The sequence below is a fragment of the Trinickia sp. Y13 genome (assembly GCF_029522115.1).
Classification (GTDB): Bacteria; Pseudomonadota; Gammaproteobacteria; order Burkholderiales; family Burkholderiaceae; genus Trinickia.
Genome location: NZ_JAKWFK010000018.1, coordinates 37,425 through 54,591, shown reverse-complemented (window position 1 = coordinate 54,591; position 17,167 = coordinate 37,425). Strand labels below are relative to the sequence as shown.

Here is a 17,167-nt window from a genome sequence, read left to right as displayed (position 1 = left end):
TCTTTCACTCGGCCGCCACCGCGACCATCGAACCTTTCATCGTGTGCTCGCGCGCTGCTGCTATCGGGCCGGAAGCCCAACGCGTCGGCCAAAAGCGCAGAGCGAGGCGCGTGCAGAATTCGTCGATGTAGAACCCCGCATAGCTCCAGCGTCGCCAGGTATTCAGCCGTCCGGGGCACACCTGCAAGGCAACGAGAGACAGGTACATGACCGCCACGCCTCCCAACGCGACGACGCCTGCAGCATCGTTTGGCGCATCGGAGACGCCAAGCGGCAGCGCATGTCCAATAGCGGTGATCGTCGTCAGGGCGGCGGCGATACTCCATCCGAACAGTGCGCGCCATAAGGCCGCGGTCGCGCCGTCTTGGCGCAGGGCGGGTAGCCAAAAGAGGGGAGCCCAGGCCAGCGCCAGCGCGCCGCTCCACCACCACGGCCACGCAAGATGCCCGACGAAGAACTGGACCGCGGCGACGCTCGATGCGGCGAAGGCGGGCGCCGCCATCAAGCTCGTCCGCGAGAACGACGTCTTGCCACGCATCGTCTTCAGTTTGCTCTCGCGCACGATCGTCGAAGCGGAGAGGAAAGCGTGAGCCTTGTACAGCGAGTGGCCGATGAGATGGAGCGCCGCCATCGTGTAGAGGCCCAATCCGCATTCGAGCAACATGAATCCCATCTGCGCCACGGTCGACCAAGCGAGCCGAACTTTGATGCTGGTTCGGGTGAGGAGCACCAGCCCCGCTAGCACGGCGGTCCCGAGCCCGAGGGCCACCAGGAGCCAACACGCTGTCGGTGCATGTTGAAGCAGCGGAGCGAACCTGATCAGCACATAGCCGCCCAGATTGACGACACCCGCGTGTAGTAGTGCGGACACTGGGGTCGGCGCTTCCATGACCTGAATCAGCCACCCGTGCATCGGTAGCAAGGCTGTCCGGAAAACGGCCGCCAATGCGAGGCAGACCGCGCTCATTTGCAGTGGGAGCGAAGCGCCGTCGCGCGCAAGATGCAGCCACAGATCCGAGAAGGAACCGCTGCCTACCGTCGACCATGCGAGCGTGGCCGCGGCTAGCAGGAACATGTCGGCGAGCCGGTCTGCCACGCGCTTCTTGTGTGCTGCCAGCATCGCAAGCGGCCGATCGCGATAAAAACATAGCAGGCGCCGCAAAGCAGAACCGGCGAGCGACCACGAGACGATAAGCACCAGCCAGTGGTTTGCAAGCAGCAGGAGATGAACGCAGGCCAGCACACTGGCGAGCGCTGCGATATAGCGCTGCTGATCGTCTTCGCCGTCCAGGTAGCGCGACGAGAACACGCCAATGACGGTGGCGAGGAGTTGAACCAGGAGGGCCACGCAGGCGCCGAACGGTTCAACGGCAACCCAGCGCGACAGTTGAGCCGGCACGACGTGTGGCGATAGAAACTGCAGCACGACGGTCGACAGCGCTGCCAATAGTCCCAACTGGGCGAGGAAAGCAAATCGCTTCCACTGCGTGGTTGGGTTTCGCACCCCGACGAGAGCGGAGAGGGCGGCCATCGACATCAGGCCAATTGGCGTAAGCGCGCACGCGAGCGCCATCAGGTTCGCAATCTTCATGATCCAGTGGAGGGTGACGGAGTGTCACGATGTTGCGCTTCATTGTACGTTCTGTAAAATTCATTGATTGGAACCATTTGATCTATAAAACAGAATGATTGACTTGGACCAACTGAACTTTCGCCACCTCTTCTATTTCTGGAGAGTGGCGAAGACGGGCCATCTGACGCGTGCGGCCAACGAGTTGCACGTATCTCAGTCCGCTCTGTCCGCGCAGATCAGGCAATTGGAGGATCGGCTGGGCGAGCCGCTGTTCGAACGAGAACGCCGGCGCCTCAGCCCAACGCATACCGGACAACTCGTTTTTTCGTATGCCGAAGACATCTTCGGGCTCGGGCAGGAGATGCTCGGACACGTTCATGGGCAACGCGAGGGGATGGTGCGGATGCGAGTGGGTAGCGTCGCCACCATGTCGCGCAACTACCAGGAGAACTGGATTCGCCCGCTGCTCATGGACCCCGGGGTGCTGTTGACGTTGGAGTCGGGTTTGCTCGAAGGATTGCTGGACCGCCTGCTTGAGCACAAACTCGACGTGGTTCTCGCCAATCAGCCGGTGCCGTCCGACCCTGACCGCCCTTTGCAATCTCGCTTTTTAGGCAGCCAAGCGATCTCGCTCGTCGGCCCGGCCAAGGCGTGGTCGCAACGCACCCTGCGTGTTCCCTACGACCTCGATGGCGCCGATATTGCGCTGCCTGGTCCTCGGAACGTCTTTAGAGCTCAGTTCGATGCCATGTGTCTTTCCGCCGGAGTGAAACCGCGGGTGCGGGCCGAAGTCGACGATATGGCGATGCTGCGGCTCATCGCGCGCGACAGCGGCTGGCTCGCCGTGTTGCCTGAGGTCGTGGTACAGGACGAGATTCGGTCCGGGAGCCTGGTGATAGTGGGGCAATCCGCAGACTTGCAAGAACGCTTCTACGCGATTACGACACCGCGCCGCCAGCGAACCGAATGGCTGGACCGTCTGATTGCGGGGGCAGCCCCGGCGCGTTGACCGTCCCGCTCAGGGGCAACGACTGTGAAGTCTTGAGCCCATCGAACCGTTCGAAGGCTTGTTTGTTTCCCGCGGCGAACAATTGGACGATTGCATTTAGACGGCGCGAGGTGACGCGTCGTCATCATGTACGCGATGAAGCGCCTGGGCGTGAGTCGGTCCGGAAACAGATCGCCGTTTCAGCGATCGCGGTGTTGGCGGCGCAATGTCTCGAAGGCATCGAGCGCGCGTGTGCGAGCTTGCTGATGATCGACGATCGGCCGCGGATAGGTCTCGCCCAATCGTACCGAGGCGGCCGCAAGCTGGTCGGGCGCCGCCTGCCACGGCGCGTGTATCGAAGCGGCGGGCAAGCGGTGAATCTCGGGCAACCAGTGCCGCACGTAGTTCCCTTGCGGATCGAACTTCCGGCCTTGCAACACCGGATTGAAGATTCGGAAGTACGGCGCCGCATCGGCTCCGCTGCCGGCGACCCATTGCCAGCCAGCCGGATTGTTGGCTTCGTCTGCGTCGACGAGCGTGTCCCAGAACCATGACTCGCCTTCGCGCCAGTCGATCAGCAAATGTTTGACGAGAAACGAAGCGGTCACCATGCGCGCTCGGTTATGCATCCAGCCGGTGCGCCACAACTGGCGCATGCCCGCGTCGACGATCGGGTACCCCGTCATGCCGCGCTGCCATGCGCGAAGCGCTTGCTTATCGGCTCGCCACGGCATCGCGTCGAACTGCCGTCTGAAGTTCTCTTGATGCAGCGGCGGGAAATGGTAGAGCAGATGGTAGGAAAACTCGCGCCAGCCGAGTTCGTCTTGAAACTTGCGCAAGTGCTCGCTGGCGAGGGGCTCCGCCTGCGCGGCCGCCAGTGCGGCATACCAAATTTGCCGCACCGACAGGTTGCCGAAGCGAAGGTAAGGCGACATCTTGCTCGTTGCGTCGCGCGCCATCGCATCCCGATTCGTTGCGTAGCCGTCCAATTCCTGGGCAACAAAGTGCCGCAACCTTTCCTGTGCGCCGTTTTCCCCACATTTCCAGGTTTCTCGCAATCCGGCTGCCCAGTCTGGCGTATCGGGCTGAAGCTTCAGATCGGCAAGGCCTACCGCTTGCGCGCGGGCGCTTTCGGGCACGCGAAAGAATCGTAGGGCGTCGGGCGAAGGACGAGGCGGCTCGGGACAGATGTCTTGACGCGCCGCGCGCCAGTAGGCGCCGAACACCTGAAAAGGCTCGCCATTTCGCGTGGCGACTTTCCATGGCTCGCGCAGCAGGTGTCCATTGAACGTCGATACCGAAACTGCCCTTGCTTCGAGAGCTGATTTGATCGAAGCATCGGTCTGCCGCTGAGCGAGGGAGTAGCGGCGGTTCCAACAAACCTCGACGGGTCGGATCGCCTTCACGAACGCTAGGATTGCTTCTTGTTCTTCCCCGCGAAGCAAGACGAGCCCCCCGCCAAGCGATCGCAGCGTACCGTCCAGTTCACGCAGTGACTCGTGAAGCCACCAGCGCACGGCCGCGCCGAGGGTGCGGCCGTGCCGCGGCTCCGGGTCGTGAACGTACACGCAGACAACGGGGTATCCGCTCGATGCCGCGCGAGCAAGAGCGGGATTATCGGCCAGCCGTTGGTCGTCGCGGAACCAAACGACGATCGGTTGGTTCGGATGGGGTGGTGGGCGATCTCTCATTGTCTTGAATCTATGGCGATGAAACGAAAGTGTACCGCGTTTGTGCCTGAATTCGCATTTATGATGCCTTAATGAAACGATGTTGGTGGCGAATGCTGTGATGCGCACTACGCCGTACGCCGTACGTCATGCGACAGGGGAGGTCTTTATTTTGCACTCGGTTCTGATGGGCTGTGAACCGAAACCAGGAGCCTGGCGAGCGCTGCTATTGTACGATGGCGCTTGTGGTGAATCAGGAAGTCGATACAATGTCGTTTCGTGGTTCGCGTCAAACCCATTGACAAGAGGAAGCGCATGAAGAAAAACGCCGCCAGGGCGGCAGCCGAGCCGAGAGGTCTGAAGGTGCAGCCGAGCGACGAGCATCGCTATCGAAGCGGCGAGGCTGCGCGGCGGGCGAAAATGCCGCCCACCACGCTGCGCATGTGGGAGCGACGCTACGACGTCATCAGTCCCATGAAAAGCGAGGCGGGCCAGCGGCTCTACTCTGAGGAGGATGTGCGCCGGCTGGTCCTGCTCAAGGCGCTGGTCAGGCAAGGACACTCGATCGGCTCGATCGCGCGTCTGCCGCGCGAGCAGCTCGAGTCACTGTTGCAGGTGCGTTCGGAACCCATTGCATCGGAACCGCGAGCAAAAGATGGCGCGACCGAGCGAGTCGTCCGGATCGCAGCGGTGGGAGCCGGGGTGCAGCGTCGGCTCGCGCTCTCGTTTGCGCAAACTGGGCGCGCCGAGCACGTCGACTTGCTCGAATTGGCGAGTCTCGGCGAGGCAGGGGCCGCGGCCGACAGAGGCGAGGAGGTCGATGCTTTGGTGGTCGACGTGCTTGCGCTAACGCGCGATGTGGCGGCGCAAATGCTCGAGATGCGAGGCCGTCTGCATGCGCGAATCGCGGCTGTATCGTATGCCTACGGCAACGCCGAACCCACGGAGACACTGCTTTTGGCGGGGGTGCGGCTGTACCGGGCGCCGCTCACCGCGGTGGAGAGCCGGCAACTCGCGGAGGACTTGCAGGCGGGTGTCGCAGCGATGGATGCGACTGGCGCCGATGCGATCGGCGCTCGCGTCCCTCGCCGCTTTGGCGACGAGGAGTTGGAGCGCTTGATGTCGCGTTCGGCGATTGTTCAGTGCGAGTGTCCCCAGCACCTGGGCGAGTTGATCATGCGACTCGACGCGTTCGAGCGTTACAGCAACGATTGCATGTCGAGATCGGTCGATGATGCCGCGCTTCATCGACATCTGGGCGATGTCACGAACCGCGCCAGAGCCATGCTCGAATCTGCGCTGGTACGCGTGTTGGGCGCGCAAGAGCACGAGTAGAGGTTGCGTCGACGCAGAATTCCTTGGGGGTCCTATGCATTGGTCGGTGCTGAATCGTGCGCTGGTGATCGTATCTGGCGCGCTAGCGGTTTGCGCTTTGTTGGGCGGTTGCGCTTATTTGGCCGGTGGTAAGGTGGGAAATTCGAGCGTTCCCCAGCCGGCAAAGCCTGTCGACATTGCCCGTTACTCGGGCAAGTGGTACGAATTTGCTCGCTACGAAAACCGCTTCGAGCGCGGATGCGAGGCGGTGACCGCCGAATACGCTGTCGCCGAGGATGGACTCATCTCCGTGCGCAATACATGCCACGAACGGGGAGTTGGCGGGCGCGAACGCGCCTCGGTCGGCCGCGCAAAGGTGGTGTCGGGCACCGAAGGAGCCAAGCTGAAGGTCTCGTTTTTCGGTCCTTTTTTCATTGGCAACTACTGGGTGCTTGATCATGCCGACGATTACTCTTGGTCGATCGTGGGTGAGCCGTCGGGGCGCTTCCTTTGGATTTTGACGCGTGCCGCGCGGCCGACGGATGCGCAAGCGCAGGCGCTCTACGACCGGGCTCGGGCGCTTGGGTACGACGTGACCATGTTGCGGCGTACGGTGCAATGAGACAGCGCATGGGCGCTGCCGGCTTCAATGTTCCTGCGGTGCCGGGCGAAGCTTTCTCGAGGTCGTACGCGGCAGCGCTTAGTCAACTACAGCTTCCAATACCTCGCGCGCGGGCAGCCCCTCTTCTCATCGGTCGCGATATAAGGCGGCGAATGCGAAACCGGCCGGCTGTCACCAACTCTCGGTGAAAAAGAGCGAAGGCCACTACTTCACATATACGCGCGAGCTCGGTGAATGGATGTGTGCTGCTGTGCTGCGGGAAGTTCGTTGACGTGCGTCAACGCGTTCGCACTCGTTGGGCGTAGCGTTAGCGCGAGGCTGCGACGAATCGCATTCAGCCTAAGCGCGCGTTGGTCGGCGATCGGCTCCGGCACACCCGCAAACTCGATTGAGGTGGCGCCATGGGTAGCAGTCTTCGCTGTATGGTGGTCTTTACGGCATTTGCGTCTGCCTTCGTCTTGAGTGGGTGCGTGCTCGGAACTCGCAACCCGACTCTTAGCTATCCGCCCGCGAGCAGTGCCGATCGGACGTCGGTCGCTCATGCGGCCGAAACGCCGCCCTCGCGCAATGTGCAAATCTTTCTCAAACCTTTTGCGGACGAGCGATCGAACACAAAGACCGTCGGCACGACAAGAAATGCGTTTGGAATGCGGATGGCCGACGTGATACCGAGCAACAGCGTATCGAACTGGGTGACTCGCGCGGTGCGGGCGGAACTAGAGAGCAACGGGTATAGCGTCATCGAAGCGAAACCAGGCGAAAATGCGCCGAGCGCAAGCGTGATCGTGTCGGGAGAGGTACTAAACGTCTTTTGCGATATGTATATGAGCTACACCGGGCAGGTTTCGCTCGTCATTCGCTTGAATAGAGACGGAAAAGAGTTGCTCAATAGGCACTATGCGGGGGAAGGGTCTGCCGGCTTGGCCGTTGCGGCGACGAGCGAATCGTATTCCCGATCTTTGGCGCTGGCCTTGCAGGCTTCCCTGCAGAAATTTATTTCGGATTTGAATAAGACCCTTGCTGCCGAAAAATAGGTTCGCCGATTCGAAGCGTGATGCCCGAGGGCGCCAGCAAAATGCCACCAAGATTCGAGTGAACGGACGGGACAGTCGCTTATGCTCACGCAGATTGATGTCGTGGTGATCGGGGGTGGTCAGGCTGGGCTCGCCACCGCGTACTTCCTTCGCCGTGCGGCGATCGCGTATGTCGTATTGGATGACCAGAGCGCACCGGGGGGCGCATGGCGGCATACGTGGGACTCACTGCACCTGTTCTCGCCGGCGCAATGGAGTTCGCTGCCGGGCTGGCAGATGCCAGCGTCGAAGGACGAGTACCCTTCGCGCAATGAGGTAATCGACTATCTGGCGAAGTATGAAGCGCGCTATCAGATTCCGATCGAGCGTCCCGTACACGTTGAATCGGTTTCACGTGTAGAGGAAGGACTAGTTGTCACGACCGACCGCGGACAATGGCTAGCCAAGGCCGTCGTTAGCGCAACCGGCACCTGGAGTGAGCCGTACATCCCCAGCTACCCCGGCCGCGAACTCTTTCGTGGTCGCCAGATTCACTCGGCGGAATATCGGAATGCAGAGGAGCTGCGCGGGCAGGAGGTGCTGGTGGTCGGTGGCGGCAACTCCGGTGCGCAAATCTTGGCGGAAATTTCCAAGGTGTGCAACGCTACATGGGTGACGATGCATGAGCCCGTGTTTCTTCCGGACGACGTGGATGGTCAAGTACTGTTCGAGCGCGCGACGCAGAGGTGGAAGGCGTTGCGCGACGGACGGACGCCACCGGTTCCGGTAGGCGGTTTGGGTGACATCGTCATGGTGCCGCCCGTGCAAGAGGCGCGTACGCGAGACGTGTTGCATGCCAGGCGCCCGTTTGTCAGTTTCGATGTAGACGGTGTGGTGTGGGATGACGGTGGACATTCCCGCGTGGACGTTGTGATCTGGTGTACCGGGTTTCGCCCCGCACTGCACCACCTTGAGCCGCTGCAAATCCGAAACGTCGATGGCGTGCCGACGACCGATGGAACCCGGGCCAGGGACGAGCCGCGCTTGTGGCTCGTGGGCTACGGCGAATGGTGTGGCGCCGCGTCGGCCACCCTAATCGGCGTGATGCGCGGTGCCCGAGACACGGCGCAGGAGATCGCGCAACTGCTGGGGGCAGCCCGCATGGGCGCTGCCCCTGCGTTGCCTATGTCGGGCCGCTCAACGCCGTGATCGCAGGCGCACGGTAGATCGCTTCGGCCCGACGCACCGTGCCCCGTACGGGTATCTACCGCATCTGCAGCGCTAGCGCGATACCCGAGGCGTGGCGGGCGTCGTGACGGCGTGAGTCGGAGGATGGAAGCGAAGGACGGCGAAATTCATAGAAGCGGCCCCGATCTTCCAGCGCGCCGTTCACGCTTGATATGTCGGTACTCGTGCCACGTGAGCACGATAACGAGGACATCCAATGCCGTGATGAGCAGGAGCCAAACCGAGTGTGTAAACGTGTATCGATAAAGCTGGTAGACGATAAACAAGCCGAAGATAGACATTGCCGCGGGGTAAAGCCAAAGCCTCTTTTGCAGCAGGCCCGCGATCAACCACAGCTTTATCACGCCATGCCCCAGCAGATAGATCGCTGCGAACTTTTCGGCGCTGGCGGGAAGGTGTTGAACCGTGCTCAGGAGAAGATTGGCGACGAGATCCCGCGGATCCTCGACGAATTCGTCCTTGGTGACCCAAAGGACAAGCGTCAGCAATCGCTGCGGCGGCACGAAGTACGCGGCCAACCCAGCGATGATTTCCAACAGCGCAAAAGCCCCCTTGCACCACAAGCTCAACTCGAACGCAAGGTGAAGCGTCTTTTCGTCGAGAAACGTTTTAGCACTATTCACGGACGGATAAGCGTTCCGATGAGATACGTCGATAGCATTTGATCGGCACGGGAAGAGTGCGGCCGACCCTTGGTCTTCGTATGGTAAGCCTCGGTCGCTTCCTTGCCGCACCACGGCAAGATGACGGCGGGATTGGACGGGTGCTCCGGCAGGTAAGCGGTGAGGTTGTACACGGCTCCGTCAATTGCCATCCAGCAGTCCTCGGCTGTGTCGTGCTGGGAAATCTCAACGAGTGTCCACGTTTTATTCGCCGCCACCGAGTCGGGGCGGGGCGCTTCGTCAGGAAGCCAGACGTCGGCGGCCCAAAACACCGCGACGGCGAGCCAAAACGTGACCGTCGAAAAAATGAAGAAATTGCGCATCATCAGCGGAAGTCGAAATGCTCGTAGTGAATGGACCGGGGCGAGACTCTGAGCTCCAGGAGCTTCTGCACCAGCGTGTCGACCATCGCCGGCGGTCCGCAAAGATAAACCCGACGGTCGGGCAGGTGCGTCACCTTCGCCAGGAGCGGTTCCGGGTTTGGAGGGAGATCGCCTGTCGCTTGGGCTAGGAGTTCGAACTTCGAATCGTTCGCGGCGAGCTGGGAGAGTTCGTCGAGAAAGGCCGCGTCTGCGGCAGCTCGGTAAAGGTAGATCAGCGTCGTGGGCTGGTTGCGCGGCTGCGCGCGCAGCGTTGCGATGAACGGCGTGACCCCGATACCGCCTGCGATCCACAACTCGGGACCGTCCGCGATGTCAGACAGAAAACTGCCGAAGGGCCCCTGCAAGCGGACCAGCACCCCCGGTTCGAGCGTTTGCAGGCGTTGTGAACACTGGCCAAGTGCCTTGACGGTGAGCCGCAGCTGGTGTGCTGCTTCGATTCGGCTCACAGTGAACGGATGGTACTCGCCGCAGCCATGGAAGTGTGGGCCGTCACCAAAGGCCGCAAGCACGAACTGGCCGGGTGCGACGGCAAGCGGGGTGGCGCAAGGCGAGACGGTGGCTTCGATCGTCGCCCCTGTCGGATGTGTCACAGCCGTCACTCGATAGGGTCGCGCGGCGAGGCCGAGATTGCTTACTACTACGCGCCAAGCGAGGGCAAACACGCCAAGGCCCAGTATGCCAAGTGACGGCGCAGTATGTCCGAGGAGTACGCCGACGTGAGAAAAGGCGAGCAAGGTCCCGACCCCCAGCAACGTGTGGAGGCCACGCCAGCGACGGTATGACAACTGCGGAGCGAAAGTGGTAGCCAGGCCGATCATCAACAGAACGAGCGCGCACCAACCGAGCCAAACAGGCCACGCCTGCAGCCAGGGAGCAAGCGACTCCCACGCTACATGCGGCGATTCCGCAACGCCGTCCATGGCTAGGGCGAGCGGGTGCGCCAGCAGCGCGAAATAGGCGGCGACACCGGCGCGATGATGCCAGCGGTAGCAGTGCTCGAGTCCGCCCAGCGCATGGGTGAGATGCGGCTCGCGCACCATGAGAACCGTGGTGGTGGTGAGCAGGCCGGTGCCGATCCAGGCGCTGACGATGCCGATGCTGCGCCACGGGGGCAGGCCGCCTGGAAACGCCCACCACGCAAGCAGTAGGGTTGACGCCACAAGAACCGCGGGTACCGTCACGCGCCGTTGCCAGTGTTCGATAGCGTGCGAGCTCATTGGAATCGGCCTTGCGCGCGCAACCGTTCGCAGCCGGAGTCCGCGTGAGGCTTGAGCGGCACGCCTGCCTGTCGCGCGCGCTCGGCCATGAGGGCGTGATGCTCGGCTTGATAGGCCTTGCACGCCTCGTACGAGCTGAAGCTGCGCATGCGGCGCTGATGTTCCTCTCGTTCTTCCGGCGTCATGAGCCGCCAGCCATAGGTGTTGGGCGACGCTGCGTGCCAGGGTCCCGCCATTGTGGTGGAAAGCGTGGCGCCAAGCAGAATGACGAATAAGATGCGGGCGAGGAGGCGCTTCTTCATGCGATGGACTCGATACGGCACGGGTTGCCGGACACGCCTTTGGTGCCGGCGATTTCGTGTGGGTGGCGGCCGGACGCGACTCTCAGGCTAGCTCATCGAGCCCTGCACTACGTTGATTCAAATCAGGGTCTGCGCGCGTTTCGGCGGTGGGGCGCCCTTCTTGCGCCACAGTAGGAAATATCGGTTCTATCTTTAAGAGGAAGCCCGCCGAATGAGGGCGCTGACGCTGTGCTCCGAGCCGGGAACTACACCGCCAGCAGCCCCAAATCGATCGCTGCGGGTTCGAACTCGAACACGATAGCGGGATCGGGCCGCACGAGCGTCTCATCCTTATCGCTATAGTCGAGCCGAGACAGGATGTCGCGGATCAAATTCAGGCGCGCGAGCCTTTTATCGTCGGCACGCACGATCCGCCACGGCGCAACAGGTGTGTGAGTCCGCAAGAACATCGTGTTCCTGGCCTTCGAGTAGGCGCGCCAGTGCCGAACGGCGACTTCGTCGATGGGACTGATCTTCCACTGTTTGAGCGGGTCGCGTCGGCGAGCCTCCAACCGTTCCGATTGCTCGCGGCGAGAGATGTCAAGGTAGTACTTCAGTAGCCGAATACCGGAGTCGACCAGCATCGCTTCGAATCGTGGTGCGGATTGAAAGAACTCTTCGACTTGCTCCGGCGTGCAGAACCCCATGACGTGTTCCACGCCGGCCCGGTTGTACCAACTTCGGTTGAAGAGAACGAGTTCCTCGGCGACGGGAAGATGCGGAACGAAGCGCTGAAAGTACCATGCGCCGAGATCCCTGTCCGACGGCCGCCCGAGTGCGACGACGCGCGTGTCGCGTGGACTCAGGTGTTCGACGATGCGTTTGATCGCGCCGTCTTTTCCCGCCGCGTCTCGTCCTTCCAATAGCACGAGTATCTTGTTCTCGCAGCGGATGAAATGGCGCTGTAGTTTGACGAGTTCGATTTGAAGATCGTGCAGTTGGCTTTCGTATTCTTCACGCGAGATCGATTTTTGAACGGGCGGCGCACTATCCTTCGGCAAGCGGCGTGGGCGCTTTGATAGCCGGACCTCTTCTTGTTTGTGGCTCATCGCGATACCTGCCTGTTCCGTGAAGAATATGCCGCGCTTGTCCATCGATCGCCGGAATCAGCACCCGCTGTGGCGCTTGTGCGATCGGATATGAGAATAACGCTTACGATCCCGGTTGAATGCGGCTCGCGTTTGCTCAGATTCCAAATAGTAGGTCTGTCCATCGAATGTCGCGGTGAACGCGTGATTCGTATCCACCGAGTGTCCGTTGACCGGGTCGCGCGGCGGTTCGTTTTCTCGTGCCCGGTGTTCGTCGGGACGACGACGATGCCCTCCCATGCCGCAACCCATTCCGCCGCGGCAGCTCTAATACCGGTTGCGCAATATCACGCTGTTAGCCGGCTAAACCTTCCATTTGGATCGTAGAACAGGCCTCGGAGCACGCGTTGATTGAGATCAATTGGATCCACGGCCGGGCCAGCAAGACGCAAATTGCGCACGCGCACTCAGATCCAATAGGGGTGCGAGTGCGTGGCAAGCGATCGGCGACGGCGTGCGACAGCCCGCTTCGTGCGTCCATGCGAGCGGTGTTTGAGTTGGGTCAAAGTTCGAGAGACGGAACCGTGCATGATCGAATTGCATTCTTCGTGAACATTGTTCGCAACGATTGGGCGCGTGGCATGTCATCGATGCGGATAATCGGCCGTCCAGGGCCACTCCTCGGCCGACCAGCACTGGAGACACGAATGGAATTCTGCAACCACAATCACAAGACGGAGGGCTTCAGGCCGTCGCGCGCAAATATCGTCTTGGTCGCGTTCATTGCGATCGGGGGTCTCTACCTCGTGACCGAGCATCGTGCGCATCTGCTGGGTTGGCTGCCGTTTCTGCTCATCCTTTCGTGTCCTTTGATGTACCTGTCCATGCATCACGGACACGAACACGGGGAATCCGATGAGGCTGAGGATCTCCTGGCGAAAAAGCATGCCGTCGAGAAGGACGGCGTAGCCGAAGCCGGCAGCGGGGCTATCGCCGAGTGACCACGGGAATGAGGAAACGCGATGAAATATCTGATTCTGTTGATTGCGCTATTGGCGACGACGGCTGTTGCCGCCCAAGGCAATGCCACTAGCCAGCACCTGCTGATTGGCGATACTGACGTCTATTACGGCCTCGCCGCACCGGCCACGCTGGGCGGTCGTCAACCGTCTCACGCAGGGTCGACGATGCATGGCGCCATTCCCGGCAGTCGGCACAAATACCACCTTGTTGTCGCGCTTTTCGATCATGCGACGCACAGACGGATTGACGACGCGAGGGTAACGGCCGCGGTGCAGGAGATTGGCATGGGCGAAACGCGCCGCAAGCTCGAACTGATGGGCAAGGACGACACCGTCACGTACGGAGCCTACTTCGATATGAGCGGCCCCGGGCCCTATCGAGTCAAACTCGAAGTGCGGCGGCGGGATCGGCCCGGAATAGTTTCGGGCCAGTTTGAATACCGGGTGCGGTGACGCGTCGGTGCGCCGGCTGAACGTGGCCGGCGCTTCGAATTGCAGCAGCGCCATCGCGCCGTTGGTTGAAGATCAGCCGGAGACGTCCGAGCTTCCCCGAGGCCATGCCATGAATGCGAGTATCCAAAGCCCGAGCACGTTCAGTAGCGGAACGAACGCAAGAACCGCCCAAAACGGCGATAGCCCCATCCGCATGAGGATTCGCCCAGTCGGGTAAATCAACAGCACTGCCACGACGGCGAACATGATCCAATGGGCGAACCCGTATCCGGCGGCGCCGGTCCAGTGGTACATCATGATGAACCTCCCATGTGCAGGTGGATTGCGTCGGTCGACGCGTCAGCCAACGCAGAGATTGAATTCACTCGACCACGAGCCGCCCGCGAAACATCCCCATCGGGCAGCCGAATGCGTACTCGCCGGGCTTCTCGGGCATCAATTCCACGGATACGAGCTGGCCGGTCGGCAACTCCGCGCTCTTGTCGAAATCGGCGAAGATGACCTTGTCCGAGCAGCCGGCGGTTTCCTCGCGCCGGAAAGTCAGCCGGACGGGTCTGCCATGCCGGACGACGATCGTATCCGGCGTGTAGCCGCCTTTGACGACGATCATCGCTTCCTGGTAGCCGCTTCCGGCCTGCGCGGCCAGCGTCCCCTTCGAGCGCTTCAACCAGAAGAACCAAACGATGAAACCGACCAGCGCGAGTCCGGTAAGAAGGACGATCCAGCGATCGGGTGTCATGACGCGATCCTCCGTGATTTGAACAAGCGCAAGCGATTGGCGTTGGTCACGACGGTCACGGAACTGAACGCCATCGCAGCGGCGGCGATGATGGGGGATAACAGAATGCCGAAGAAGGGGTAGAGCACCCCCATGGCTACGGGTAGTCCAAGGCCGTTATAGCCGAATGCGCCGAGCAGATTCTGACGAACATTGCGCATGGTCGCCCGGCTAATTTCGATAGCGGTCGCGACACCCGTCAGGCTTCCCTTGATCAACGTGACGTCGCTGGCTTCGATTGCGACATCGGTGCCCGTTCCGATCGCAAAGCCCACATCGGCCTGCGCAAGCGCCGGCGCGTCGTTGATGCCGTCGCCCACCATGCCCACCTTTTTGCCTTCGAGTTGGAGCCTTTGGATTTCGTGCGCTTTGTCGTCCGGAAGCACTTCGGACAACACACGGTCGATACCGACTTGCCGTGCGATGGCATCTGCGGTGCGCTTGTTGTCGCCGGTCAGCATGATCACTTCGATGCCAAGCTGCCGAAGGGCCTCGATGGCGACCTTCGAATCGGGCTTGACAGTGTCGGCTACCGCGACAAGTCCGGCAGGCTGCGCGTCGATCGACACGTACATCGGCGTCTTTCCTTCCGAGGCAAGCCGTTCCCATGCGCCTTCGAGGCTTTTCACCGCGATGCCTCGATCGGCCATGAGCCTCGCGTTTCCAAGCAATACGTCATGACCGTCAATGCGCCCACTCACCCCGAGACCGGGGATGGCCGCGAAGCCGGCCGTCGACGCAAGCGCGATGCCTCTTGCCTCCGCGCCCTTGACGATCGCCTCGCCGAGCGGGTGTTCCGAACCCTGCTCGAGCGAGGCGGCCAGGCGCAGCACGTCGCCTTCGCTTTGCTCGCCCGCCACGACGACGTCGGTCAGTGCGGGCTCGCCGCGCGTGATGGTGCCGGTCTTGTCCAGAACGACGGCGTCGAGCTGTTGCGCGCTTTGCAGCGCGTCGCCCGATCGGATCAAGATGCCGTTTTCGGCGCCTTTGCCGATGCCGACCGTCAGCGACGTCGGCGTCGCGAGCCCTAGCGCGCACGGGCAGGCGATGATCAGCGTCGTCACGAAGACGATGGTCGCGTAGACGAACCTCGGTTCCGGGCCGACGAGGTACCAGACGACAAAGGCCAGCACGGCAAGGATCATCACAGCTGGAACGAAGTATCCTGAGACGGCATCCACCACGCGTTGGATCGGCGCCTTCGAGCCCTGAGCGTCCTTGACCATCCGTACGATGTTCGCCAGCGCCGTATCCTTTCCGACCTTGGTTGCGCGGAACCGGAAGCTGCCCGTCTTGTTCAGTGTCGCGCCGATGACTTCGTCGCCTACGCGCTTCTCTACCGGAATCGATTCGCCGGTAATCATCGATTCGTCCACCGCGCTTGCGCCGTCGGTCACCGCGCCGTCGACGGGAATCTTCTCTCCTGGTCGCACGATGACGGTATCGTTCACCAGCACCTCTTCCACCGGCAGGTCGAGTTCCTTACCGTCACGGATGACGCGCGCTGTTTTTGCCTGCAAGCCGATGAGCTTCTTGATCGCTTCCGAGGTGCGGCCCTTGGCTTTCAATTCGAGTGCGAGTCCCAGCACAACCAGCGCGATGACTACGTCGCTGACGTCCCAAAAGACCTCCGCGAGCGACATGCGAGGAAACAGCTCCGGCCAAGCCACCGCGACGATCGAATAGAGAAAAGCCGCGCTGATACCGATCGCGATCAGCGTATGCATATTGGCGGAGCGATGCTTGAGCGCGTCCCACATGCCGGTGTAAAACTGCCAGCCGGACCAGAACATGACCGGCAGGCTCAGTACGCCCAGCAACGCCCATACGATGCGCCGCATATCGCTGCCGGGCGGGATCCAGTCGCGAAGTGCCGGAACGAGTTCCGGGTAGCTCAGCCCCATGACCGGTATCGAGATCGCCGCGGCAAACCAGAACTTGCGCATCAGCGTGCGATATTCGGCTTGCTGCAACGCGTCTTCGGGACTGGCCTGCACCTCGTCCTTGGTTGCAGGTGGTTTGGCTTCGGCGATTCGATATCCTGCCGATCCGATCGATCGACGGATCTCGGCGAACGACGTTTTTTCGGGCAGATATTCGACATCCGCGGCACCGGGCACGAGGCTGACATGTGCCGCAATGACACCGGGCGTTGTTTCAAGCGCTCGCTCGACGCGGGTCGTGCAGGAGCCGCAGTGCATGTTCGCGATCGGGATGCGTGCTTGTGCGGTCCCGGCCGTATAGCCGGCGCTACGGATTATCCGCAGCAGATCGGCGATCCCGACTTGTGAGGGATCGAAATCGATCCTGGCGATGCGGCTGGCGAGGTTGACCTGTGTGTGCTGCACCCCCGTCGTAGCGCGCAATGCCTTTTCGATTGCGACGGGGCAGTGTGGGCACGTCATCCCGCCGATGGAGAGTTCGATGTGCTCCAGCCGATGGCCTGGGGCGGTCACGACAATCGCAGCGGGGGCGACACGAAGCGGCTTTGCCGTCGAGACTTGCTCATTCATGGAGGCCCCTTTCCGCTGCGCTTGATTGGACCAGTTCCGCACCATTATTTCGAACTGTGGCGCTAACTTAAGGCGAACCAATTGATCTGGGTTAACGTTTGCCTCTTTGACACCGACGAGCCACAGATCACGGCAGTCGATGTCTGTGCTGCCCAAGGCTTGTCCGATGCACAGCGCTAATCGAAAACGGCAACGCGTCGTGCACGGACACGCCGAAGTGCCCGCGCTGACCGCGGATTTGTCTGCGGGATTTGTCTGTCGACGCCTGCATTGTCGACATTCCCGCGGTGGGAAGGTCAAGGCCCGCGTGACGCGAATGCGAACGGCCGACCTGCAGGTTAC

General features: G+C 61.5%; 17 protein-coding genes. 7 read left to right on the top strand and 10 right to left on the bottom strand.

The genetic code is table 11. The features are described 5' to 3' along the window. Window positions 1–4: 4 nt before the first annotated feature. Complete coding sequence (locus MMB74_RS24110; protein WP_277431180.1) at window positions 5–1,591, bottom strand: NADH-quinone oxidoreductase subunit L; 1,587 nt, start codon at window positions 1,589–1,591, stop codon at window positions 5–7. A gap of 97 nt (window positions 1,592–1,688) precedes the next feature. On the opposite strand from MMB74_RS24110, the gene MMB74_RS24105 reads away from it, so the two are divergent. Next, window positions 1,689–2,582, top strand: coding sequence for a LysR substrate-binding domain-containing protein (locus tag MMB74_RS24105; RefSeq protein ID WP_277431203.1), 894 nt, complete (start codon window positions 1,689–1,691; stop codon window positions 2,580–2,582). A 179-nt stretch (window positions 2,583–2,761) separates the two neighbouring features. On the opposite strand, the gene MMB74_RS24100 is transcribed toward MMB74_RS24105, so the two are convergent. Then, a complete protein-coding gene (locus MMB74_RS24100; protein ID WP_277431179.1) occupies window positions 2,762–4,252 on the bottom strand; it encodes a deoxyribodipyrimidine photo-lyase in 1,491 nt (496 codons plus the stop codon). Between the two features lie 294 nt (window positions 4,253–4,546). Here MMB74_RS24100 and MMB74_RS24095 point away from each other — a divergent pair, with 294 nt between their 5' ends. The 4 genes from MMB74_RS24095 (at window position 4,547) to MMB74_RS24080 (ending at window position 8,389) form a co-directional block, all read left to right on the top strand. Continuing rightward, window positions 4,547–5,566 (top strand): MerR family transcriptional regulator, encoded by a 1,020-nt coding sequence (locus MMB74_RS24095; protein ID WP_277431178.1) that lies wholly within the window; start codon window positions 4,547–4,549, stop codon window positions 5,564–5,566. 34 nt (window positions 5,567–5,600) lie between these two features. Next, window positions 5,601–6,167 carry a lipocalin family protein gene (locus MMB74_RS24090; RefSeq protein ID WP_277431177.1) on the top strand — a complete coding sequence of 189 codons (567 nt, stop codon included), beginning with the start codon at window positions 5,601–5,603 and terminating at the stop codon, window positions 6,165–6,167. 422 nt (window positions 6,168–6,589) lie between these two features. After that, window positions 6,590–7,201 carry a YajG family lipoprotein gene (locus MMB74_RS24085; protein WP_277431176.1) on the top strand — a complete coding sequence of 204 codons (612 nt, stop codon included), beginning with the start codon at window positions 6,590–6,592 and terminating at the stop codon, window positions 7,199–7,201. Window positions 7,202–7,282: 81 nt separating this feature from the next. Next, a complete protein-coding gene (locus tag MMB74_RS24080; RefSeq protein ID WP_277431175.1) occupies window positions 7,283–8,389 on the top strand; it encodes an ArsO family NAD(P)H-dependent flavin-containing monooxygenase in 1,107 nt (368 codons plus the stop codon). Between the two features lie 146 nt (window positions 8,390–8,535). On the opposite strand, the gene MMB74_RS24075 is transcribed toward MMB74_RS24080, so the two are convergent. The 5 genes from MMB74_RS24075 to ppk2 all read right to left on the bottom strand — a co-directional run bounded on the left by MMB74_RS24075 (window position 8,536) and on the right by ppk2 (window position 12,080). Next, window positions 8,536–9,051: a DUF2127 domain-containing protein gene (locus MMB74_RS24075; RefSeq protein ID WP_277431174.1), complete on the bottom strand. Its 516-nt coding sequence runs from the start codon at window positions 9,049–9,051 to the stop codon at window positions 8,536–8,538. Then, window positions 9,048–9,416: a cytochrome b5-like heme/steroid binding domain-containing protein gene (locus MMB74_RS24070; RefSeq protein WP_277431173.1), complete on the bottom strand. Its 369-nt coding sequence runs from the start codon at window positions 9,414–9,416 to the stop codon at window positions 9,048–9,050. The genes MMB74_RS24075 and MMB74_RS24070 overlap by 4 nt, the downstream gene beginning before the upstream one ends. Continuing rightward, window positions 9,416–10,690: a ferric reductase-like transmembrane domain-containing protein gene (locus MMB74_RS24065; protein WP_277431172.1), complete on the bottom strand. Its 1,275-nt coding sequence runs from the start codon at window positions 10,688–10,690 to the stop codon at window positions 9,416–9,418. Before MMB74_RS24065 ends, MMB74_RS24070 begins: the two co-directional genes overlap by 1 nt. Next, window positions 10,687–10,992 carry a hypothetical protein gene (locus tag MMB74_RS24060; protein ID WP_277431171.1) on the bottom strand — a complete coding sequence of 102 codons (306 nt, stop codon included), beginning with the start codon at window positions 10,990–10,992 and terminating at the stop codon, window positions 10,687–10,689. The genes MMB74_RS24065 and MMB74_RS24060 overlap by 4 nt, the downstream gene beginning before the upstream one ends. A gap of 245 nt (window positions 10,993–11,237) precedes the next feature. Beyond that, window positions 11,238–12,080, bottom strand: a complete 843-nt coding sequence (ppk2, locus tag MMB74_RS24055; RefSeq protein ID WP_277431170.1) for a polyphosphate kinase 2 — start codon at window positions 12,078–12,080, stop codon at window positions 11,238–11,240. Between the two features lie 686 nt (window positions 12,081–12,766). Between ppk2 and MMB74_RS24050 the strand changes: the two genes are divergently transcribed. Beyond that, window positions 12,767–13,060 carry a DUF2933 domain-containing protein gene (locus MMB74_RS24050; RefSeq protein ID WP_277431169.1) on the top strand — a complete coding sequence of 98 codons (294 nt, stop codon included), beginning with the start codon at window positions 12,767–12,769 and terminating at the stop codon, window positions 13,058–13,060. A 21-nt stretch (window positions 13,061–13,081) separates the two neighbouring features. Continuing rightward, window positions 13,082–13,534 (top strand): hypothetical protein, encoded by a 453-nt coding sequence (locus tag MMB74_RS24045; protein WP_277431168.1) that lies wholly within the window; start codon window positions 13,082–13,084, stop codon window positions 13,532–13,534. Window positions 13,535–13,606: 72 nt separating this feature from the next. Here MMB74_RS24045 and MMB74_RS24040 read toward each other — a convergent pair whose 3' ends face one another. The 3 genes from MMB74_RS24040 to MMB74_RS24030 form a co-directional block, all read right to left on the bottom strand. Then, a complete protein-coding gene (locus tag MMB74_RS24040) occupies window positions 13,607–13,831 on the bottom strand; it encodes a hypothetical protein (protein ID WP_277431167.1) in 225 nt (74 codons plus the stop codon). Window positions 13,832–13,895: 64 nt separating this feature from the next. Then, window positions 13,896–14,273, bottom strand: a complete 378-nt coding sequence (locus MMB74_RS24035) for a cupredoxin domain-containing protein (RefSeq protein ID WP_277431166.1) — start codon at window positions 14,271–14,273, stop codon at window positions 13,896–13,898. Next, window positions 14,270–16,825: a copper-translocating P-type ATPase gene (locus tag MMB74_RS24030; RefSeq protein ID WP_277431165.1), complete on the bottom strand. Its 2,556-nt coding sequence runs from the start codon at window positions 16,823–16,825 to the stop codon at window positions 14,270–14,272. The genes MMB74_RS24035 and MMB74_RS24030 overlap by 4 nt, the downstream gene beginning before the upstream one ends. Between the last annotated feature and the right edge of the window lie 342 nt (window positions 16,826–17,167).